Annotated in this window: 18 protein-coding genes; 10 read left to right on the forward strand and 8 right to left on the reverse strand. The window is 44.1% G+C overall.

The window, feature by feature from the left end; translation table 11 throughout:
- Positions 1–46: 46 nt before the first annotated feature.
- On the reverse strand, positions 47–1,162 hold the full coding sequence (locus tag B3O12_RS17135) for a carboxypeptidase-like regulatory domain-containing protein (protein WP_286757197.1): 1,116 nt from the start codon (positions 1,160–1,162) through the stop codon (positions 47–49).
- 261 nt (positions 1,163–1,423) lie between these two features.
- On the opposite strand from B3O12_RS17135, the gene B3O12_RS17140 reads away from it, so the two are divergent.
- Together B3O12_RS17140 and B3O12_RS17145 are read left to right on the forward strand one after the other, a co-directional pair.
- Positions 1,424–2,482, forward strand: coding sequence for an AMP-binding protein (locus B3O12_RS17140; RefSeq protein ID WP_286757198.1), 1,059 nt, complete (start codon positions 1,424–1,426; stop codon positions 2,480–2,482).
- Positions 2,483–2,549: 67 nt separating this feature from the next.
- The gene (locus B3O12_RS17145) at positions 2,550–2,777 is read left to right on the forward strand and encodes a hypothetical protein (RefSeq protein WP_189630552.1); all 228 of its coding nucleotides are present in this window, start codon (positions 2,550–2,552) and stop codon (positions 2,775–2,777) included.
- Here the strand turns inward: B3O12_RS17145 and B3O12_RS17150 are convergent.
- On the reverse strand, positions 2,774–3,559 hold the full coding sequence (locus B3O12_RS17150; protein WP_286757199.1) for a LexA family transcriptional regulator: 786 nt from the start codon (positions 3,557–3,559) through the stop codon (positions 2,774–2,776). The genes B3O12_RS17145 and B3O12_RS17150 overlap by 4 nt on opposite strands.
- A 113-nt stretch (positions 3,560–3,672) precedes the next feature.
- Here B3O12_RS17150 and B3O12_RS17155 point away from each other — a divergent pair, with 113 nt between their 5' ends.
- The 5 genes from B3O12_RS17155 to B3O12_RS17175 all read left to right on the forward strand — a co-directional run bounded on the left by B3O12_RS17155 (position 3,673) and on the right by B3O12_RS17175 (position 11,573).
- A complete protein-coding gene (locus B3O12_RS17155; RefSeq protein ID WP_189630550.1) occupies positions 3,673–4,341 on the forward strand; it encodes a hypothetical protein in 669 nt (222 codons plus the stop codon).
- Between the two features lie 118 nt (positions 4,342–4,459).
- Positions 4,460–7,777 (forward strand): VPS10 domain-containing protein, encoded by a 3,318-nt coding sequence (locus tag B3O12_RS17160; protein WP_286757200.1) that lies wholly within the window; start codon positions 4,460–4,462, stop codon positions 7,775–7,777.
- A 140-nt stretch (positions 7,778–7,917) separates the two neighbouring features.
- Positions 7,918–8,763, forward strand: coding sequence for a 1,4-dihydroxy-2-naphthoyl-CoA synthase (locus tag B3O12_RS17165; protein WP_286757201.1), 846 nt, complete (start codon positions 7,918–7,920; stop codon positions 8,761–8,763).
- A gap of 41 nt (positions 8,764–8,804) precedes the next feature.
- Positions 8,805–10,256: a cardiolipin synthase gene (gene cls, locus B3O12_RS17170; RefSeq protein ID WP_286757203.1), complete on the forward strand. Its 1,452-nt coding sequence runs from the start codon at positions 8,805–8,807 to the stop codon at positions 10,254–10,256.
- Positions 10,257–10,325: 69 nt separating this feature from the next.
- On the forward strand, positions 10,326–11,573 hold the full coding sequence (locus B3O12_RS17175; protein ID WP_286757204.1) for an ectonucleotide pyrophosphatase/phosphodiesterase: 1,248 nt from the start codon (positions 10,326–10,328) through the stop codon (positions 11,571–11,573).
- On the opposite strand, the gene B3O12_RS17180 is transcribed toward B3O12_RS17175, so the two are convergent.
- Positions 11,570–12,271: a hypothetical protein gene (locus B3O12_RS17180; protein ID WP_286757205.1), complete on the reverse strand. Its 702-nt coding sequence runs from the start codon at positions 12,269–12,271 to the stop codon at positions 11,570–11,572. The two genes, B3O12_RS17175 and B3O12_RS17180, sit on opposite strands and share 4 nt — an antisense overlap.
- A 117-nt stretch (positions 12,272–12,388) precedes the next feature.
- Between B3O12_RS17180 and B3O12_RS17185 the strand changes: the two genes are divergently transcribed.
- On the forward strand, positions 12,389–13,441 hold the full coding sequence (locus B3O12_RS17185) for an aromatic ring-hydroxylating oxygenase subunit alpha (RefSeq protein WP_286757206.1): 1,053 nt from the start codon (positions 12,389–12,391) through the stop codon (positions 13,439–13,441).
- 70 nt (positions 13,442–13,511) lie between these two features.
- Here B3O12_RS17185 and B3O12_RS17190 read toward each other — a convergent pair whose 3' ends face one another.
- The 4 genes from B3O12_RS17190 to B3O12_RS17205 are packed head-to-tail and all read right to left on the reverse strand — an operon-like array spanning position 13,512 to position 16,850.
- Positions 13,512–13,877, reverse strand: a complete 366-nt coding sequence (locus B3O12_RS17190) for an MmcQ/YjbR family DNA-binding protein (protein ID WP_189630544.1) — start codon at positions 13,875–13,877, stop codon at positions 13,512–13,514.
- Positions 13,877–14,101: a DUF6728 family protein gene (locus B3O12_RS17195; RefSeq protein WP_286757207.1), complete on the reverse strand. Its 225-nt coding sequence runs from the start codon at positions 14,099–14,101 to the stop codon at positions 13,877–13,879. Before B3O12_RS17195 ends, B3O12_RS17190 begins: the two co-directional genes overlap by 1 nt.
- A gap of 10 nt (positions 14,102–14,111) precedes the next feature.
- Positions 14,112–16,091 carry a (E)-4-hydroxy-3-methylbut-2-enyl-diphosphate synthase gene (ispG, locus tag B3O12_RS17200; protein WP_286757208.1) on the reverse strand — a complete coding sequence of 660 codons (1,980 nt, stop codon included), beginning with the start codon at positions 16,089–16,091 and terminating at the stop codon, positions 14,112–14,114.
- A 54-nt stretch (positions 16,092–16,145) separates the two neighbouring features.
- The gene (locus B3O12_RS17205; RefSeq protein ID WP_286757209.1) at positions 16,146–16,850 is read right to left on the reverse strand and encodes an SDR family oxidoreductase; all 705 of its coding nucleotides are present in this window, start codon (positions 16,848–16,850) and stop codon (positions 16,146–16,148) included.
- 155 nt (positions 16,851–17,005) lie between these two features.
- On the opposite strand from B3O12_RS17205, the gene B3O12_RS17210 reads away from it, so the two are divergent.
- Together B3O12_RS17210 and B3O12_RS17215 are read left to right on the forward strand one after the other, a co-directional pair.
- Positions 17,006–17,740, forward strand: coding sequence for an MlaE family ABC transporter permease (locus tag B3O12_RS17210; RefSeq protein WP_189630540.1), 735 nt, complete (start codon positions 17,006–17,008; stop codon positions 17,738–17,740).
- Complete coding sequence (locus B3O12_RS17215; RefSeq protein ID WP_189630539.1) at positions 17,737–18,489, forward strand: ABC transporter ATP-binding protein; 753 nt, start codon at positions 17,737–17,739, stop codon at positions 18,487–18,489. Before B3O12_RS17210 ends, B3O12_RS17215 begins: the two co-directional genes overlap by 4 nt.
- On the opposite strand, the gene B3O12_RS17220 is transcribed toward B3O12_RS17215, so the two are convergent.
- Positions 18,486–21,938, reverse strand: coding sequence for a hypothetical protein (locus tag B3O12_RS17220; RefSeq protein ID WP_286757210.1), 3,453 nt, complete (start codon positions 21,936–21,938; stop codon positions 18,486–18,488). The two genes, B3O12_RS17215 and B3O12_RS17220, sit on opposite strands and share 4 nt — an antisense overlap.
- Between the last annotated feature and the right edge of the window lie 2 nt (positions 21,939–21,940).

The following is a 21,940-nucleotide window of genomic DNA, read 5'->3' on the forward strand; positions in this document are numbered from 1 at the left end:
TAAATCCTTAGAGGTGCAATACTTAGAGCTAATGAGCCAACAACCTTTAATTCATAGCTTTGTAATTAATAGGAACCATATCGGCCACTTTCTCAAAACCCCAATAACCTTTACTGACAAAACTCAGCGGGTTATACACAGAACCGTTACTATAGAACTCAATATGATCCTCTCCTTCTACCAGGCTAATCCACGATACTTGTTCTGCGAAACGAGTAACAGCTCCTCCTAATGAGCTTACTATTTGTATATACTCATGTGATTGGGACTCCCACAAGTAGGTCACATGTAAATAATCATTAAATGGGAGCCTGCGGGAAAACTCAAACTGACCTTTAGTGATTAACTCATTGAGATCCACCTCCGTCATGTTCTTTGGAATACCTCGTTCCATATCTGTAACTCTCGCTACCTTAAACCCCTCTTCCTCAAGTTTGCCGGCATAGGCGGCTCTAAAAAAATGCTGCTGAGAACCACGGAAGGCCACTTCTCTGGCTTCGTCCCACCTTCCTTTCTGCCTAGAGTTGCGAGCTTCCATTTCCCTATACACAGTAAACCCCACATAGCTGCTCAGCATGCTGTTATAATCTACCCAAAATCCTTCCAGGTAGTACTCTAAATCGTAACCCAGCCCCATATTTTGAACCTTTATGGCTTCCTCTGCATAAGCATATAAAACGTTCTTCTCCTCATCCATATAAAAATCGATGGCCTCCTCATTGAGAATTTTGCATTTGGCTGCATTAACAGAATAGCCAAGGAACAACTCCTTAAAAAGTCGCATATGGCGCCTCCAGTCTTTGTCTTCGCGTGCAACTACCACAACACTACCCAAATTGAGTACCTGCGGTTTAAGGGTAATATCTAGCCGTACATTGCGTTCGTCTTCGATCCGAATTTTAGCCACATAGGTAGCGTATCCAACGAAACGGGCCACTATTTCATAAGAACCGGGCTCCGAAAATGATAAAGTGTACCTTCCCTCTGTATCAGTGGTTACCCCAAAGGTAGTTTCGGCAAAGAACACAGTAGCCAGAGGCAAAGTCTCTCCAGTTTCTGCATCGGTCACAACCCCCTGAATCTGATATTGAGAGAACGCCAGAAACGGAATAAAGAATAGAATCAAAAAAGCGAGCTTAAAAACGAACGAATTCTTTAGCATGTGTATATCAGTAAGTTGTACTAAAATAGTCACAAAGTTCGTGGATAGCCAGTCTTTTTTTGATTACCTACAGAAAGTATTAAACAATATCCCGAAGAGGGACAGTTCTTATAATGCTTTGAACAACTACCATCACTTTGCACAGTGGCATGATTTTTCATGAACCACAACCCACTCAGCCTGACATACATCCTCCAGACAGCCCGGTTTTCATTCCTGTAAGTTGTATTTCATTTGATGAATAATGGCTAACATTGGGGCATGGAAGGGCGGATTATTTTTGAGCACAACTCATATACCTTCACTGAACTTTGTGAAACCGAGCTACCTGCCAATCTCTCATGGGCCAATGGTATAAGAGCCTTCGTGCGTGCCTGGCTCAACGAAACTCCAAGCTTTAACCTACAAACCTCCGGTTCTACCGGCAAACCCAAGCAAATCAACCTGAACAGAAGCCAAATGGAAGCCAGTGCCCGAGCCACCATTTCCCACCTTTCTATAAAAAATGGGGCTAAGGCTTTACTCTGCATGAATCCCGACATGGTTGGCGGACGAATGATGCTCGTGAGAGCACTCATTGGGCAATGGCAACTTTTTGTTCTACCCCCTACTTCACTTCCCTTGCTCAACGAACACATAGACTTTACTGCTATGGTTCCGTTGCAAGTTCAATCGCTCATAGACCATAAGGAAGGAACAAGATTTCTGAACAAAGTGAAGCGTATCATTATTGGTGGAGCCGCTATACCCGATAGTCTGGAACAGTCATTACAACAATTGAACAGCGAGGTTTATCAGACCTTTGGCATGACAGAAACTGTATCGCACATTGGCCTGAGAAAAATAAATGGGCACCAGCGATCAGAATTCTATTCCCTCATAGGAGATAATGAGATAGACACCGATGATTTGGGAAGACTGAAAATAAAGGGTTCGGTAACCAACAATGAATGGATACAAACCAACGATCTAGTGGAGATTCATGGGCAGGCATTTAAATGGATAGGGCGAGCCGACATGGTAGTGAACAGCGGAGGAATTAAGGTTCACATTGAACCTCTGGAAAAACAGCTCTCTCAACTTTTGCAAACAGAAGTACTCATATGGAAACTACCTCACCCTACTTTGGGCGAGCAGGTGGTAGCCATACTTAAAGAAGAAGAGGTATTCAAAAAAGTGATATCAGGAGAAAAACAAATTGAAAATCAGATAGATAGATACCAAAAACCCAAAATATGGGCACTGATTAGTAACTGGGCGCTTACCGCCAGCGGCAAGCCAGACCGGGCTGCGACACTGCGTAAATGGCAGCGTCAGTAAAAAACCACTTTTAAGAATTTAAGTAAATTACCTAGTGACCAAAAGACGGCTGCTCCTATATTTGAATATGGCTTCAAATACAATACAGACCAAAGTGAACACAGAGGGTATCTACAAAGACACCGCGAGACAATTGTTAATAGCCGATATGCTCACTTTCGGCAAGTACTTGCTCAACCTTATATTCATTGCCCTTTTCTTTATTCTTGTACTAGAAGCCAAGTCGCTATTACAAATCGATATTTTCCCCAACTACAACTTCCCGCTCGATGAAATGGTGAAGGACTTTTTTTAGCCCTTCATTTTAATTACCTCCTGTTGTAGCTCAAGTACAATATTCTTGAGTTTTTCAAAGCTCATATCATCTTCAGAATACTCGGGTATTTCCATACTCAAATAGGCTTTTGCCTCCCAAATTTCTATCACGTCAGAAGCCTCGATCTTATAGGGAGAGTAGGCCTTATTGTCTGAAACCAAAAAGAGTTGTCCCAACTCATCGGTATAGTCAAAAACACGCTTGTAAACCACTCCCTCTTCTTTAGAAAGAATAATGTAGCACCTCCCATTTTTAATAGAGCTAAGACTATCCAGGTATTGGCCAATCACAATGGTACCGGGTTTAATAGGCAACATGGAGTCACCGGTAATTTCAAAAGCCCGATAGGTGCCAGAAGTTGGCAAACTAGGTATCTGAAACTTAGGTAGCTCTTCCAGATATTGTGGATCGGCATAACCATTGAGATACCCGGCCGAAGCTTTTTGAGGAATCAAATCTATGTACTCATTGTCCTTGTCATTCACCGTAATGGAGAGCACTTTCATAGCCCCTCCACTCTTTTTATCCATAGCCTGAATCTGCTCAAGAGTTTTACCTTCCAGGTCTTTGGTAATCATGAGATCTACCGAAACTCCAAATACCTTGGCCATATTCAGCAAATTATTCAGTCTCGGGTCGGCCCTACCCTCTTCATAAGCTCCCACCAAAGAACGTTTAATATGAATCTTCTCGGCAAACTCTCCTTGTGTCCACTGATGCAACTTGCGTAGGTATTTGATATTTCCGGCAACAACACTCATAACATATAATTTTGCTCTAAAATAACTAATTATTTTAGCTGTATGTCAAAATTATTAGCTCTATTTTTGGCACGCTATTGGTTTGTAGAACCCCGTCAACCAACTCAAAATCAATGAAAATCATTTTAAGCCTCCTCTTCTGTTGTGGTTTAGCCATTTCGCTAAATGCCCAGCACACTGCCGGATTTCAGCTACATTCGTTCTTACCCAGTGGCGAACTCAAAAAAGACTCTCCTGCTATTTGGGGTGGTGGCTTCGGGGTCAATGCGGCATATAACCTGAGTAACTCGCCCATTTATGTAGGAGGAATGTTCGACATGACCCGGTACGGGTCGGAACTGCGTGACGGATGGCACGGAGAAGCATTGGGAGATGTGCGCTACCGCAGACACAACGAAATGATGAGACTCATGGCTTTGATACGGTTTTCTCCCGATTGCGATGCCGGCTTCTACCCTTACACAGACTTTATGGCCGGGGTCAATTACATTTATACCCGCTCTATTCTCAGAGAATCTGCCCTCGGAGAAGCCTTCGATCATTTTGTAGACTGGAGAGATTTCTCGTTTACTTATGGACTAACGGCCGGTGTAGAAATCCCTTTAAACGAGACCGTATTACTCGATCTGTTTTTCAGAACGCTCAAGAGCAACCGCACCAAGTACCTAACCCCAAGCTCCACAACCTATGACCGCCAGACCGAATCTTACTTGCTGGAAGTGCGTCAATCCCGATTCGATTCGTTCAGCTTTGGTATTGGACTTAAATTTTACATTGACTAGTAAGCCGCATATCCACACCACTTATACCCCATATTTACGCGCTCCTAAGAATTGAATTTTAGCCCTCGGTTTCTTGGCATATTTTGATTCCTTATTCAATCAAATAACTAAGAACCTGATGACGAATAGAAAACTCAAAGATTCTTTTCTACTAAGAATCTCTCTCTTCAGTCTCATGCTTTTCACTTTTATAGCCCCCGCCTGGGGCCAGAAGGTGGACATGGACATTTTTAAGAACATGAAAGCCCGCAGTGTGGGCCCTGCCGCTATGAGTGGTAGAATAACTGCCATAGATGTAGTAGAAAGCAACCCTGATATTATTTATGCAGGAGCAGCCTCAGGAGGACTTTGGAGGTCTACCGGTGGTGGTTTAAACTGGGAACCTCTGTTTGACGATGAAGCCATACTAGGCATTGGCGCCATTGCCATCTACCAGAAAAACCCAGACATTATTTGGGTGGGTACTGGCGAAGGAAACCCAAGAAACTCAGTGAGCAGTGGCTATGGTGTGTACCGGTCTATTGACGGTGGTGATACCTGGGAACTTATGGGACTGGAAAAAACCAGAAACATTCACAGAATATACATCCACCCGGACGATCCTAACATTGTTTATGTAGGAGCCATCGGTTCTCCCTGGGGAGAGCACGAAGAAAGAGGTGTTTACCGCACCACAGACGGAGGTAAAACCTGGAAAAAAATTCTTTATACCAACAACCTAACCGGTGTAGCCGATATGGTGGCCGATCCGGTTAACCCCAATAAAATATTTGTGGCCATGTGGGAGCACAAAAGATGGCCCTGGACATTCAAATCCGGTGGAGAAGGTTCCGGCCTGTTCATGACCCTTGACGGTGGAGATACTTGGAAAAACCTGACCGGAGAAAAAGGCCTGCCCAAAGAAGGCCCTTATGGTCGAATTGGTTTGGCCATAGCCCGCAATAAGCCGGAATATGTGTATGCCATGATTGAGTCAAAGGCCAATGGTCTTTATCGTTCGACCGATGGAGGTAAAACCTGGGAATTGAGAGCTTCGGCTGACAAAGAGCCCAACATGGGTAACAGACCCTTCTATTACTCAAGCATTTACGTAGACCCTAAAAATGAAAACAGAGTATATAGCCTTTACTCAATGGTTTCGCGCTCTGAGGATGGCGGTAAGTCGTTTGAAGTAATTATTCCATACTCTGGTGTGCACCCCGATCACCACGCCTGGTGGATTCATCCGGAAGACCCTTCTTTTATGGTTGATGGAAACGATGGAGGTCTGAACATTACCAGAGACATGGGGAAAACCTGGAGGTTTACTGAAAAACTACCGGTGGGCCAATTCTATCACATTAATGTAGACAACGAATTCCCTTACAACCTTTATGGAGGTATGCAAGACAACGGTTCGTGGGTAGGCCCTGCCTATGTATTCAACTATGCCGGCATTAGAAACAGCGACTGGCAAGAACTAAGCTTTGGCGATGGTTTTGATGTGGCTCCAATTATGAGCGACTCTCGCTACGGATATACCATGTCTCAGGGTGGAAACGTTTCGAGATACGATAAGGTAAGTGGTTATACCAAGGTAGTAAGACCTACCGAACCCGATACCGCCACAGACCTGCGATTCAACTGGAATGCTCCGGTGGCTGTAGATCCTCACAACCCTAATGGTGTTTATTACGGGTCTCAGTTCCTGCATTATAGCTCCAATCGTGGAGATGACTGGACTATTATTTCACCAGACCTTACAACCAACGACCCTGAAAAACAAAAGCAAAATGAGAGTGGCGGACTGACCATCGATGCCACAGGTGCCGAAAACCACACGACTCTACTTTCTATTGCTCCAAGCCCTGTAGACAGAAATGTAATATGGGTAGGTACTGACGATGGCAATGTACAAGTAACCCGCAACAGAGGCGAAAACTGGGAAAATGTGGCTGCCAAACTTCCAGGCTTACCGGCCGGAAGCTGGATTCCGCAAATCAGAGCCTCTACTTACAATGCAGGTGAGGCCTGGGTGGTTGCTAACAATTACCGAAGAAACGATTGGTCGGCCTATGCTTACCATACCACAGACTATGGTCAAACCTGGACACGAATAGCTGATGACAGCAAGGTGTTTGGTTATACGCTTTCCATTTTGCAAGACCCGGTTGAGCCAAACTTGGTTTTCCTCGGTACAGAAAATGGTTTATACGTGAGCTTCGATAAGGCCAAAACCTGGAACAAGTGGACCCACGGCTATCCGTCTGCCTCCACTATGGACCTTGCCTTACAAGAAAGAGAGCACGATTTGGCCATAGGCACCTTTGGACGGGCATTCTATATACTGGACGACATCAGACCTCTACGAGAGTTCGCTTCCAGAGGTGTAAACAATGCCAAAAACGAAGAACTCATTGTGTTTGACGTAGCCGATGCCTATCACATGACTTACAGACAACCTGCCGGCATGAGATTCCCTGCCGATGGAGGGTCTTATGAAGGACAAAACAAATATTTCGGTCGTGCGGCCATCAACTTCTATGTGAAAAACGATGAGGCCGAAAAAACTCAGGCCGAACCTGCAGAAAACAACAGAAGAAACAGGAGAAATAGAAATGCTGAGCCAGAGGCTGAAAAACAAGAAACCAAAAAGCTCCCAACACGCATTAAAATGAGTGTATTGGATGCTAGTGGCGATACAGTAAGAACTGCTTCAAGCACCTATAAAAAGGGAGAAGTAACTTCTATCTACTGGGATCTGCAAAGAAGAAACCCATACCCTGTTGAGTTCTCAGGCAGAGGTGGCGGATTTGGTGGTTTCGGTGGCTTTGGTGGAGGAAACCAAAACCGCGAGCAGACAGCCGGAGACGTGCTTCCTGGCGATTACACGGTAGTAATTGAGTTGGGCGACAACAAAGTAACCAAGCCTGTAAAGGTACACTACGACCCAAGGATTTCAGTAAGCATGGCCGACCTGAGAGCTAAGCAAGACTTTATGGATGAAGTACTTAAAATGTCTCAGACCTTTGCTAACCTTACCAACAGAGTAAGAGAAGCCAATGACATTATTGAAAAAGTAGAAGCTGAAATGAAAAATGCCGATAAGGACGCAACCAAAGAGTTGAGCGAAGCACTAAAAGCTCTGAAAGAAAAATTTGAGCCTGTGCAAAAGCTTACTACCGGCATAAGACAAGAGCGTGGACAGGCCGTGCCAAGAGAAAGCTTTACTACAGCCAACAACTGGCTGGGTCAGGCTCGCAGATATGCCAGCTCCAGACTTACAGCCCCAGGGCCAAACGAAAGAAGTCTGAAAGAAAACGCACAGAAAATGATGAATGAAGCCATGCAGATTGTTAATGATTTCTTTAGCAACGAGTGGCCGAAATTTAAGGCAGTCTATGACAGAACTAACCTAGACTATTTCAAAGATTTTTCTGACCCAATCAGAAACTAGGATCATTAAAATCTTATCGGAAAAGCCTCGCCCATCAGCGAGGCTTTTCTTTTACCCCTGCTTCAGAGCTTACATCTCTAAGAATTATAGTTCACACTTTAAAAACGAAGTGCTAATTTCACGGCAAAATGAAGACGAGCATGAGCAAAGCAAACTGGCAAACCGTAAAAGAATACGAAGACATTACCTACCAGAAGTCTGGCACGGGCGTGGCAAGAATAGCCTTCAATCGTCCGGAAGTAAGAAATGCCTTCAGACCCAAAACTGTGGCAGAACTTTTCGATGCCTTTTTAGATGCTCGTGAAGACACCTCCATTGGTGTAGTGCTTTTTTCTGGCGAAGGGCCATCGCCTAAAGACGGTGGCTGGGCCTTTTGCAGCGGTGGCGACCAAAGAGCCAGGGGGCACCAGGGTTATGTGGACGATGATGGTATGCCACGACTCAATATTCTTGAAGTACAGCGGCTTATACGCTTTATGCCCAAGGTAGTGATAGCCGTAGTGCCCGGTTGGGCAGTTGGTGGTGGCCACAGCCTTCATGTGGTTTGCGACCTCACTCTGGCCAGTAAGGAACATGCTATTTTCAAACAAACCGATGCCGATGTGACCAGTTTTGATGGAGGCTATGGCTCGGCCTATCTGGCCAAAATGGTAGGACAAAAGAAAGCCCGTGAAATTTTCTTTCTGGGAAGAAATTATTCGGCTCAGGAAGCTTTCGAGATGGGTATGGTTAACGCTGTTATTCCTCACGATGAACTAGAAGACACCGCTTATGAGTGGGCACAAGAAATTTTACAAAAGTCCCCCACCTCCATTAAGATGCTCAAATTTGCCTTTAACTTAACAGATGATGGCATGGTTGGACAGCAGGTTTTTGCCGGAGAAGCTACTCGACTGGCTTATATGACCGATGAAGCCAAAGAAGGAAGAAATGCCTTCTTAGAGAAAAGAAAGCCCAACTTTAAAGACATTAAGTGGATTCCATAAAATAAACTGGAAAATAATTCGAATGGCCTTATCTTGATCCTATGCTTGAGGTTTGGCAGAGCATTTCACCATTTGTTTTACCACTTTATTATGTGGCCATATTTTTTGTGGTGATCGACATTCTGTTGGAAAACAGAAATCCGCTCAAAACACATTCTTACCTCTTGCTATTGCTCCTTTTACCCTTGCTGGGTATAGTTATTTACCTGTTTTTCGGGCAAACCATTCGCAAGCGTAAGATATTTGCCAAGAAACAACTCATTAACCAGGCCTTTGGCGACCATTATTTCAAGCAACACGTAGAACGAAAATCCAGAAATCATGTGGTTCCAGAAGGACTGGAGCAATACGAAAAAGTAATTCGCTTTTTAAACAAAGACCTTTCTCCGCTTACGCGTAACAACAAAGTGACGGTGTTGCAAAACGGAGAGCAGAAGTTTCCTGAACTAATAACCGCACTCAAGGAGGCAAGACACCACATTCACCTTGAGTATTACATCTATGAAGACGGCCTCATTGGTCAGGAAATAGCCCAAATACTCAAGCAAAAAGCCTCGGAAGGGGTGAAAGTAAGAGTAATTGTAGATGGAGTAGGCTCATTGGGACTACGCAAACCCTTCTTTACCGACCTGATGAGTGCCGGAGTACAAATTGTAGAATTTATGCCGGTACTCTTCCCATCATTTACCAGTAAGATCAACTACAGAAACCACCGCAAAATTCTGGTAATCGATGGTATGATAGGTTTCACCGGAGGCATAAACATTAGCGACCGATATATTAACAATGGTCATTCCAATGGCTACTGGAGAGATACGCACATAAAAATTGAGGGGGAAGCGGTAAAAACGCTTCAGTTTCTCTTCATACTAAGCTGGCAGTTTGTAACACAGGAAGAGTTACTGCCGGACAGCAGCTTTTTCCCCACCTTTACTACCCACGGGCACGATATGGTTCAAATAAATGCCAGCGGCCCTGACTGGGAGTTGGCCAGCATAATGGACTCTTTCTTTCTAGCCATTAACTCCGCTCGCCATAGGGTGCGCATTGCAACTCCGTACTTTATTCCTACCGAAAGCATTCTCGATGCCATAGTAACTGCTTCGCGCAGCGATATAACTATTGAGCTGATGATTCCTGAATCGTCCGACTCGTGGATTGTGGAAGCAGCCTCTCGTTCGTTTATTAAACAGTTGCTGGAAGCCGATGTGAAGGTCTACCACTATAGAAAGGGCTTTTTACATTCCAAGGTGATAATTATAGACGACAATTTTGCTTCTGTTGGCAGTGCCAATATGGACTACAGAAGCTTTGACTTAAACCATGAAGTGAACGCCTACTTCTACAATGGCGAAGTGGTACAGCAACTAGCCAGTGCCTTTGAAGCCGATAAGGCCGACTGTGTGCAACTAGGACTCCAGAACTGGAAAAAACGAAGTATTCTTCAAAAGCTTAAAGAGTCGGTATGCCGATTGTTGGCACCGCTTCTATAATTCTTAACCCAATTTTAACTTTTAGCTTTGGCCGAATAGACGCGCTACCTTTAGTTTAGCACCCGTATTATGAAAAAGTACTTAGAGATAATCATTTTATTGGTGGTCATTGGTTCTACAGCCCTTGGTCAATCGCTTAATGAACAAACGCCCTATGTCATTCTGGTATCGTTCGATGGATTCAGGCATGACTATGTAGAAAAATATAATGCCCCCAACTTTAAGTCATTTATAAAAAATGGTGTGGCAGCAAAGGCCATGATTCCCTCCTTTCCTTCTAAAACATTCCCCAATCATTACACCCTGGTAACAGGACTTTACCCAGACAACCATGGCCTGGTGGACAATACTTTTTACGATAGCGACCTGGACCTCATATACCGAATAAGCAACCGAGAACGAGTGCAAAATCCTGCCTTTTACGGTGGCCTCCCCCTTTGGCAGCTTACCCAGCAAAATGGCATGAAATCGGCCTCCTTCTTTTGGGTAGGCTCTGAAGCCCCTGTTCAGGGGCAATTCCCTACATACTATAAGATATATGACGACAATCTGGCCAACGAACCTCGCATTGAGCAGGTTGTAAACTGGCTGAAACTGCCGGCCCCGGAACGACCCAACTTTATATCGCTCTACTTTTCGCTGGTCGATAATGCCGGCCATGCCTATGGGCCTGATCATGAAGAAACCAAGAAGGCGGTACTGGAAGCCGATCGCCTTTTGGGCATGCTTAAGAAGCAAACCGATGCGCTCAACCTACCCATTAATATCATAGTAGTTTCTGACCATGGCATGGAACCTATTGAGCCCAAAAAGGAAAAATACATCGAGGCCGGTAAACTGCTTGAAGGCCTGAACAATGAGGAGGTTCGAATGATAAACAATGGCCCTCACGCCCATTTTTATGTAAACGATGAACAAATAAAGCAGCAAACCTATAAAAGGCTAAAACAACACGAAGGGGCTTATCAGGTATATTACAAGCAAAACCTACCACCACATATGCATTACGGAACGCATTCACGTATTGGAGATATCGTTTTAGTGATGAAACCTGGCCACTACATAAGTTCTGAAGGCAGAATTAAACACAACATTGAAAATAAAATAACCCGAGGCGAACATGGGTTCGACCCTAAAACCACTCCAACTATGGGGGCTATATTCTATGCCAATGGCCCCAACATTAAAAAGGGTTTGGTGATCGAAGAATTTGAAAATGTGCATGTATACCCGCTTATAGCAGAACTCCTGGGCATTACCAAAGTACCGGCAATAGATGGACAACTGGAGGTTTTAAAAGGTATAATCGAACGTTAGAGTATAACCTCTAACATTTGCAGCACTTCCGTTTCGCGGTTCCATTTTACGCGGTTCTTTTTGAGATACTGCTTCATTCGCTCCTCCTGAGTTTCTGAGAAAATAAGCTTTAGCGAACTACGCGAGAGACTTATTTCTTCATAGGGCTGCTTGTCGCTATTGCGCCAAAAGTAGCGCTCCTTTAAAACGTATTCTTCAATTTTAGGCCCGGAGTAGCTATCCTGCTTCATATCCGGTCGTTCCAATACTTTATCGCGGTATTTAATCAACTGAAAATTTTCCTTCATTATAAGCTGCTGGCAATACTTGCTGTAATCGGGAAAACGCTTAAAACTATGCCAATCTACCTTCACAAAGGTTTCTACCTCACCCTCAAAGTTCTCCAGTAACAACACCTCTATCAAGTCTTCATTGGTTTCAAAAATTTCTTCAGTACCTATTTTTTTCAAATAGAGTTGATCCTTTTCTGTATGGTAGTTAATGAGAAAGTAGGTAGAAGTATCGCCCCCAACCACTACAAAGCGGCCTTTGCGCCACTCATCAAAACCCAAAGGGCTTCCCTTAATATTGCTGGGATTAATCACGGCCATCAGGTCGGTGTACTTACCGCCACCCCCATAATTCAACTGATTCAATTCTATTTGTGCATTTAGTGAAAAGGCACTCAGAAATATTAAGAGAGAAACAATGTATTTCATAGGACTTGCTAATGACTGATAAACAATTTACATATAGTTTTACACTACTAAAACTCCGATTTTGTTTGCCTTTCAGGTACATTCGGGTACCTGAGGAATGTGTATGTTTGTACGGAAATGAGTGCGGTAAAGTCTAAAAACCTAAGAAACATCTGGTATGTCGCCTGTCATGGCAGCGTATTAAAACAAGGAAAAACAATTGAAAAAGAGATTGATGGTGAAAAGATTTGCCTTGGCCGCGACAATGAGGGCAAGCCTTTTGCTTTAAGAAACCAGTGCCCACACCGCGGCATTCCGTTGACCTATGGCCACTTTGACGGTTGCGAAATTGAATGCTGCTACCACGGTTGGCGCTTTAACACCGATGGAGTTTGCTCTAAAATTCCGGCATTGCCACCTCATTCACCACTGGATGTTTCTAAAATAAGAGCCCCCTACTATCCGGTTCGTGAGCTGCATGGCATTGTATTTATCTATATGCCCAAAGACATGCGCAAACCGGAAGATATGGATAAAAGCCTCTTTCCACATTTTCCGTTAGATCAAAGTAAGTCCTTCGATCTGGTAACAGCCAAGAGAATGGATTGTGGCCTGGATCATTCGGTAATCGGGTTAATAGATCCTGCTCATGTGCCTTTTGTGCACCAGTCTTGGTTTTTTAGAAAAAAGACCAATCTCAAACTAAAAGAAAAAAAGTTTGCTCCTTCTCATCTGGGATTTACCATGGTGAGGCATGCTCCATCTAAAAACTCTGCTGCTTACAAAATTCTAAAGAAGGAACAGACCACGGAAATAAGTTTTCAATTGCCAGGCATACGCATTGAGCACCTGAAAGTGGGCGAAAACGATATTGTAATTATGACCACACTCACCCCAGTGAATGATCAGGAAACTGAACTAACACAGTTTGTCTATACGGACATAGGGTGGTTCAAACCTCTGAAGCCCATATTCTATCGCTTCGCCAACAGCTTTATTCAACAAGATGTTGATGTGTTTAAAAAACTGAAGGAGGGGCTTAACAACAACCCTCCGCTTATGCTTATGGGCGACCCCGATATGCAAGCCAAATGGTATAATGCCATTCGTAGCAGGTATGAAAAGTGCCAGGAAGAAAAAATTCCTTTTGAGAACCCTATTAAAGAGCAAACCCTTTATTGGCAGACTTAATTGGTTAAGGGTTCTGGAGTTCGGGTAAGGTCGATTTAAAGAGCCGCGTAGCCGCTTTTCAGTTCCTGAGTTACTGATCTCCCGATAGGCTCTTCAGCTCATCTCTGACCTTTTTAGGCAGACTGGCAGCTACCAGTTCATACGAATGATCTGTGAGTTCTTTGATGAGGTTATCGGGTACGGAACCATCTACATACACAGAGTTCCAATGGTGCTTATTCATGTGCCAACCGGGCTTAATGCCAGCCCATTGCTCACGAAGCTCAACGGACCTTTCCGGATCACACTTTAGGTTAACAAATTCGAAGGTATCGAGCCCCGTTACGGCAAACATTTTGCCCATAACCTTAAACACGAGCGTATCGGGGCCAAAAGGGGTCCCTTCGGTCACTCCGGGTTTATTCAGGCAATAGTCTCTAAATTCGTCCAGATACATTACATACGGGAAATAAAACGCACTATTATAACTGTGAGCGCAATTAAAAACATAATGATGGAGATTTTATTAATTCCATGCATTACTCTAAGGTTAAAGTTTGATGGACGATTGGGATCTTTTTTTCGAAAGAAATAGCCTAGTACAGGTCCAAAGTCGAACGCTTCTTTGGCGGTGAGTTTTACCCTTTCCTGTTTTTGTTCTTTATGCTCTTCAACTGACATAGTCTTACATTTACACTTCCACCGCCTTTGGTTCAATCCATTTACCATCGGCTCTGATAATCTCAATTAGCTCATCTACAGCCTGTTCGGAGGGCACCCCTCTTTTCATTACTTCCTGCCCTTTGTAAAGGGTTATTTTCCCCTTACCCGATCCTACATAACCATAGTCTGCATCGGCCATTTCTCCTGGGCCATTCACTATACAGCCCATAATCCCAATTTTAACTCCTTTCAGATGATCCGTCCTTTTGCGTATCATGGCTGTTGTTTCTTGCAGATCAAACAAGGTTCGTCCGCAGCTTGGGCAAGAAATGTACTCTGTTTTTGTCATACGGGTTCGGGCTGCCTGAAGGATACCAAAAGCCGTAGTATTTTTTAGTTTAATATCTGAAAGTTGATCCTTTTTGTTTGATTGGGGTGTTGAAGTGAGCATTACACCATCCCCAAAACCATCGACCAACAGACCTCCAATGTCGGTAGAAGCATGAATAAGAAAGGCCTCGGCATCACTTACCTCAAAATTTCTGATCACAACCACCGGAATATTGAGCTTTCTTCTTACCAACTCGAAGAAAAACCTTCTCAGAGCGGGCATAGCATGTGTATTATCTGTTTCCAACAACACTACCAGATTATCCGCTTCCAAAATCATCATGGTGTCCTCATCAATATCTGAGGCGTTCAGGCGAATAAAATTTAACTGGTCGTCACAATCTTCAGCTTGAGCCAATTGCTGAAGATTATATACCGGAAAACGTCCTTTTTTATCAGTCAACTGCTTCCATACAGGGTAATCTACTAATTCTTTCAGGCCATTGGGAAGCATGAACGGAATGCTTTTATTACCTGAGTAGATATAGTCGGCACCTTGATCGTTCATGGTCCATTTATCGGGCTCCGGCAAATAGAAATGACCAACACTTTTAAGGTCTTTTACCTCAATGGTATTTAGACTACTCATATCGGCAATTACCCTTGGCACATTTACATCTCCTATGTTCAGTACCTCTCGAGAAGATCTCTTGTGGTAGAGAAAGGGATCGATGGGTGATTCATCTATTTCCGGTATTGGCCGGTGATCTTTTCTGTCACGGTATCGGTCTACCAGTTTTCGGGCTACGGGTGCTTCAAACTCGGGTTCTTCTGTGAGGGATACACGCACTGTATCGCCAAGGCCATCTTCTAGCAAGGTGCCAATTCCTACAGCCGATTTAATCCGGCCGTCTTCGGCTTCTCCGGCCTCAGTAACCCCAAGGTGCAGCGGGTAAGGCTTAAGTCCTTCCTCATCCAGTTTTTGAACCAACAGCCTATAGGCTTCTACCATAACCTGAGCATTGCTGGACTTCATGGAAAGAACAATCTGGTCGAAGTTCAGGTCTTCGCAAATCCTAAGAAACTCCAAAGCCGATTCAACCATACCCAGAGCCGTATCGCCATATCGGCTCATAATACGATCGGACAATGAGCCATGGTTGGTGCCTATACGCATGGCCGTGCCGTGCTTCTTACATAGTTCTACCAGTGGGGTAAAGCGTTCTCTGATCCGGTCCAACTCAGCCTGGTAGGTTTCATCGGTATATTCAATACTCTCGAAACGCTTCTTATCGGCATAATTTCCCGGATTAATCCGAACCTTCTCTACTATTTGGGCCGCCAGCTCGGCAGCATTGGGGGTAAAGTGAATATCGGCTACCAAAGGCACATGGCAACCCCTCTTTCTGAGTTCGTTTTTAATGTTTCTCAGGTTTTCCGCCTCTTTGAGGCTTGGAGCAGTTATTCTTACTAACTCGCAACCGGCCTCTACCATTCTCAACACTTGTTCTACCGAACCCTGCGTATCCATGGTATCGACCGTGGTCATAGACTGAATAACAATGGGATTATCTCCCCCAATAATCACCTCACCTACTCGAACGGGAATAGTTTTTCTCCGGCTGTAGCTGACAAGGCTGTTGCAGTATTTTTTAGCTAGCGAGATGGTCGGCTCCATAAGTTTTTTACTTGCTGCAAAGGTAACCCGAAATGAGAGAATTTGTTAATGAATTCATATATCGCCTAACTGCGGCCTGAGTACAATCTCTTCTACCACCGTTTGTAGCGATAGGCTATGCGCTGCATATATAGCTTCGGCAATATCTTCGGCTTTCATAAATCTTTCTCTGGGTAAATCTACTCCTTCCCAACTGGCGGTGTAAGTAGCCCCGGGCAATATAGAGGTAACCCGTACACCATGTTCTTTAAGTTCTTCTCTCAAACACTTGGTGAAACCGAGCAGTGCATATTTGGAAATGGAGTAGCTGCCTCCATTAGGGTAAGCTGTAATACCGGCAATAGACCCGGTAGTAAATATATGCCCTTGTTTTCTGGCCTTCATATCATCTACCAATGCTCTGGTAAGGTGATAGGCACTGTAGAGGTTGGTCTCTATCATTTTCTCCAGATTGCCCTCGGGTTCTGTGTGAATTGAGCCGGGCAAGAAAAGGCCTGTATTATTGAGCAATACTTCAACTGGTCTGTTCAGCCCCTTCACATAGGCCGCAAAGGCGAGCACTTCTTCTTTCCTGGCCATATCGGTGGGTCTAAAGAAAACCTCTCCCTCTCCTTTTTCCTCAAGTTCTTCTTTGAGCTGGAGTAAATCGTCTGCACTTCTGGCGCAGGTCACTATATCGAATCCATTGAAGAAGAATTTCTCTGCTGTGGCCCTACCTATGCCTTTTGTTCCACTACTAATTACCGCAAGTTTTCTCATGGCCTAAAGGTACTTTTGAATAGAGGCACATCAAAATGCTTTCTTTGTACTTGGAAATAAGAAGACTTAAATTGAATGAACCATAAGGCATTCGTACAAGTTTTGTTATTTTGCCGTTGTAAGGCAAGACCATCAGGCCTTGTTTTTTGAGCTTTATGAGCAACTTAGGAAGGTATATTTTATTTCTTGGCAAGCTTTTCACCAACCGCGAAACGTTCGGCACTTATGTGAGGCTCACTCTCGATGAGTGCATTTACGTGGGTATAAACAGCATTGTCCTGGTTTCTATTGTATCTATTTTTATGGGAGCTGTTTCTACCTTGCAAACGGCCTATAATCTGCTCAATCCGCTTATTCCGGACAGCGTAATTGGTTTGGTAGTGAGAGACCTAACCATTCTTGAGCTGGCCCCCACTATTACGGCCATTATATTTGCCGGCAAGGTTGGTTCAAGCATTGCCGGCAACCTGGGCACCATGCGCATTACCGAACAAATCGATGCTCTGGAAGTGATGGGTATCAACTCAGTTTCTTATCTGGTTCTACCCAAAATAGTGGCTACTCTATTCATGTATCCGTTTCTGGTCATTCTTGCCGGTTCTCTTGCCATTGCCGGTGGCTATTTAGTGGCCGAATTAACTGAAGTATTAAGTCCGGCCAACTACTTTACGGGGTTAAAAACGGAGTTCAATGAGTTTAGTGTAACCTTTGCCCTTATAAAGTCAGTAGTTTTTGGTTTTCTGGTATCATCAATCTCTGCCTTTATGGGCTATTATACCAAAGGTGGGGCGCTGGAAGTAGGGCAATCGAGCACACGGGCGGTAACCGTGAGCTGCATTGCTATTTTACTTAGTGATTTTGTTTTGGCTCAACTACTGCTTGTACGATGATTGAAGTAAAGAACCTTACCAAATCGTTCGAAGATAAAACGGTGCTGAACGACATCAGCGCTACTTTTGAGCAGGGCAAAACCAACCTAATTATTGGTGCAAGTGGCTCAGGAAAAAGTGTTATGCTTAAAAACATTGTGGGGCTATTCAAACCTGACTCGGGGGAGATTCTCTACAATGGCCGCGACTTTATTAACGCTAACCGCGATTTAAAAACGGAAATCAGGCGCGAGATTGGTATGCTTTTTCAAGGCGGTGCTCTTTTTGACTCCATGAACGTGGAGCAAAATGTGAAGTTCCCGTTGGATGTACTTACAACTATGCCTGAAGATGAGAAGCTAGACCGTGTAAATACTGTTCTAAAACGGGTGAAGCTGGAAAACACCAACAAGCGTATGCCCTCTGAAATTAGCGGAGGTATGCAAAAACGAGTGGGCATTGCCCGGGCTATTGTAAATAGCTCCAAATACCTTTTCTGTGACGAGCCCAACTCTGGCCTCGACCCTCAAACATCTATTAAAATAGATCAATTGTTAGCCGAAATCACCGATGAATACCAGATAACCACGGTGGTTGTGACTCACGACATGAACTCGGTAATGGAAATTGGGGAGTATATTGTGTTTATTGGCAATACCAAAAAGTTATGGGAAGGTAACTCAGATGATATTATGCATTCGGGTGTTCAGGAACTCGATGACTTTGTATTTGCTAATAAAATGATGCGCAAATTCAGGTCTTTGTCTTAAAACAAAGCTGTTACCTGAATTCTTCCTAAGTGTACCGTTTGGTTATCACCAGATTTTCGACCATCATACCTTACCAACAATTGCAACCCATTGCTCAATCTTTGCTGCCAGTTCAGGTTCCAGGTGAGGTTGCTTCCGGGCCTTAATGCTTCCAGCAGTTCATAACCAACGGGAGAGGTTTCAACGCCTTCAAAGTCGATATCTATATACTTAAAACTAGCCGTAATGCTGGTTTTAACAGCTTTAGAATAACGTGTATTCAGTCCAAACTCTGTTAGGAAGGCACTTTCTGCTGATGCCTCTGTGAGCACATTTTGCTTAGACTTATAGTTGTAGCTGCCTGTGAGCCTAAAGTTTCGCGAAGGCTGAATGGTAAGCGATGGATTAATACTGGTGAACTCTACCCGGTAGTTTCGTTGTGTGAGCACGTTAGACCTGCTCAAGCGAATTCCATCTACATAATTGACATCTATATTCAGTCCTTTACTCACATTCCATCTCATGTGGTAGCGAAGGTCTTCGTTGAGGCGTTGCTCAAAGCCATTGGCCAAAAGCTGTTTATTTTCGAGTTTGGCTAAGCCAACATCGGCTCCAAACTTTGAGTTGGTCTTATTGTAAAATAAGGTAGATCGCAGGTTTTCATTATAACCTAGCACTTGATCATCATCCACACTGGTTGGCCACAATCTTTTAGCAAGCTCTTCTTCTGTAATTTTAGCATTGAGCCCCCATGCAGTACTGTTAGACAATCGGGCCAGTATTTTTCGTAAACCGGTTTGGCTGAGCCATTCTCTGGGAAAGTTTATGTTCAGCCGATAGCTGATTATGGTGTTAAAGGCCTCTTCAAATGTATCGGTGGGCACAAATATCTTCACATAATTCTTCTCATCGGGGTTTACTGCCAGGTAAAATTCGTTAAGGTCTTGCACCCCATCTCCATTGTCGTCTCGCCAGGTATGGGTTCCTTCACCGGTAGGCACCTGAATAAAGATAAATTCCCTCCTGAGTTCGCGGCTGTTGGCCAGGTTGTAGTTTAAATCTGACTGCACCATATCCTTAAAAAAAGAAGCAGCCCAGTCCATTCTACCCATAATGGTGCGGTCGAGCTTATCAGATGCCACTGCATTCAAATTTTCAAGTTCTCTGTAAGTAAACAGCAAATACAACCTGTTGGATGGGTTGAACTGAGTGCGAAAAAAGGCATTCCAGGTATACGACTGGTTGTTATCTACCAACTCACCATTTACCGGTAGCCTGTCTTCACGAGTCTGGTAGTCTATACCGTAGCTCGTCTTAAGTGTATCTGCATTTTTAAGGTAAAGGGTATGCTCTTTAAAGTGCATAGCTGTTCTTACCACCTCACCGGTCGCTTGCTGGCGAACCTCATTCTGGTCTTGTCTATAGCGATAGCCCGGAATAAACCATTGGCTTTGGTAGGAGAAATCGAGGTTGAGCCGGTTCCACTCTGAACGCAATACAGTTTGGTCATTATGCATCCAGTATGCGCTCGATTTCCACTGAAATGGCCCCAAACGCTTGTTAAGCGACAGGCTATGTTGGAAACCATCGACAGCCTCGCCCCGCTTTCTTCTCACCATTGTATAGGCCAATGCGTTGCTAACATTTTGAGACAGGTTCAAGTTGAGTTGAAAAATGTTTTCGGTGAAGCTTGTGCTAAATTCTTGGGGATTATAACTCCAGTCTCTATCGAACTCTATGTACCTGAGTCGGTCAATAAAGGTAAAAGACTCGCTATTATACTCGTATGAGAGGCTGGAGTTGAGCACATAGTTGGGTAAGAAGTTAAGTTTACGGTCTTTGGAGGTGTGAATAAGCTTATAGGCCAACCCGTCATCATCATCGCTATCGCGTTGCGAATAGAGATTTACATCGTTTTTTGAAAAAGCAATTTCTGCTTCAATAGCATCGGTTTTGTTTAACTTAATGCCACTAGCCAATGTGGCCATCGATTTCTGGTTGGGAGCATGGAGAAGGGCCACCGGCTCATAGTTTCCCTGCGGCTGACCATTCAGAGGAGCAATCCAATCATAAACTCTTCCGTTGGCCGTGGCATTTCTAAGCCGATAATTTCCATTACCCTGGCCTACTTCCGAAAAGCGGACATCGAAAAAAGCACTATCGGGATTGGTGGAGTACTGAAATATATCATAATCATTACCCAGATTGTCAGTACCGGTGGTCTTGCGGTAAAGAATACGATCTGGATTATAGGCCACGCTATCTACGCGGCTGGTCACGGCTTGGTTCAGGTTGTCTCCGGCATTGGCCAGTATGAGCTTCTCTTCCTGGCTAAGGTCAAAGAGCAATGGCTGATTTCGGTTGTCCTTTTCGCTGTAGTAGTTGAAGGCAAAGTTTAGCTTTTCATTCTGCTGGTAATGACTAGCCTGTATAATAGACCGACTGTAGTTCTGATCGGAAAACTCATAGTCTACCCTTATACGGGTAAACTTAGTAATGAGTACCCGGTTGGTAAACGTAATTTCACCAAGGTTGTAGTCTATAATGTAGTCATTGTCAAAACCCCTGGTCAGTTGTTCTCCATCAATAAACACCTTCTCCGATCCGGCCAAAATAATAACAAACCGCTCGTTGTTCGGCCCTCTTACGCGATAGGGTCCCAAAACACCCTCTATGGGCTCTATACTCACCGAGGCAAACCTACCTTTGGCCACAGAACCGGCCACAGTAGTTTGTGCCTTAAAGCCTCCTTTCATGTCGTATCGGGTAGAAAATTGCGCACCTTGCACGTTTTTGTAGTAGCGCAAAAAGTGTGAAGCTCCATTCTGTAACACTACATCTCCACCTTTCAAACGCCACTGGTCATTGGAATAGAGTTCTATAAATACGTTATCAAAATCCTGAATTTGTTGGGTGTTCCCTTCGGGTTGAAAGGGCACGTTCCGGTCGGTAATCACGGCTCTCAGATTTACTCCATTGGTCAGTTGTCCTTCCATCTGTAGGTTGAGTGTAGAGTTCACAAATACATCTTGCCGATTACCGAAAGATATTCCGCGAGAAATACTACCGGTTTTGTAGATGTTCTCTGTACTTACAATTTCTTCGCGTTTAGGAATGGCCAGCGCTTGCTTGTATAAAATAGCGTCTTTGAAAAGAGCCGTAGAATCATAGATATCGAGGGTTTTATTGGCTCGCTTGCTGTGCAAGTCGAAGGGTAAAGTGGTATAACACACCCGCACAGAATCGTGAAGAGCGTTTTTAAAGCTTATTGAATTGCTAGAGAGATTAAAACTAAACTGCTGCAGGCTGTCGGGGGCTACTATTCGTATAGACTCTGGAAATACGGTTAGTGAATCGAGTACCTGAGGGTTCTTGTGGGTCTTTATCCATCGGCACCGCTCGAAAGGCGACTGAGCCCAGGCGGCTACAGTAAACGATAAAAAGAGAATGCCGAAAATACCACGTTGCACGA

Origin of the sequence: Roseivirga sp. UBA838 (assembly GCF_002296035.1) — a bacterium.
In the GTDB taxonomy this organism is placed as follows: domain Bacteria; phylum Bacteroidota; class Bacteroidia; order Cytophagales; family Cyclobacteriaceae; genus Roseivirga; species Roseivirga thermotolerans.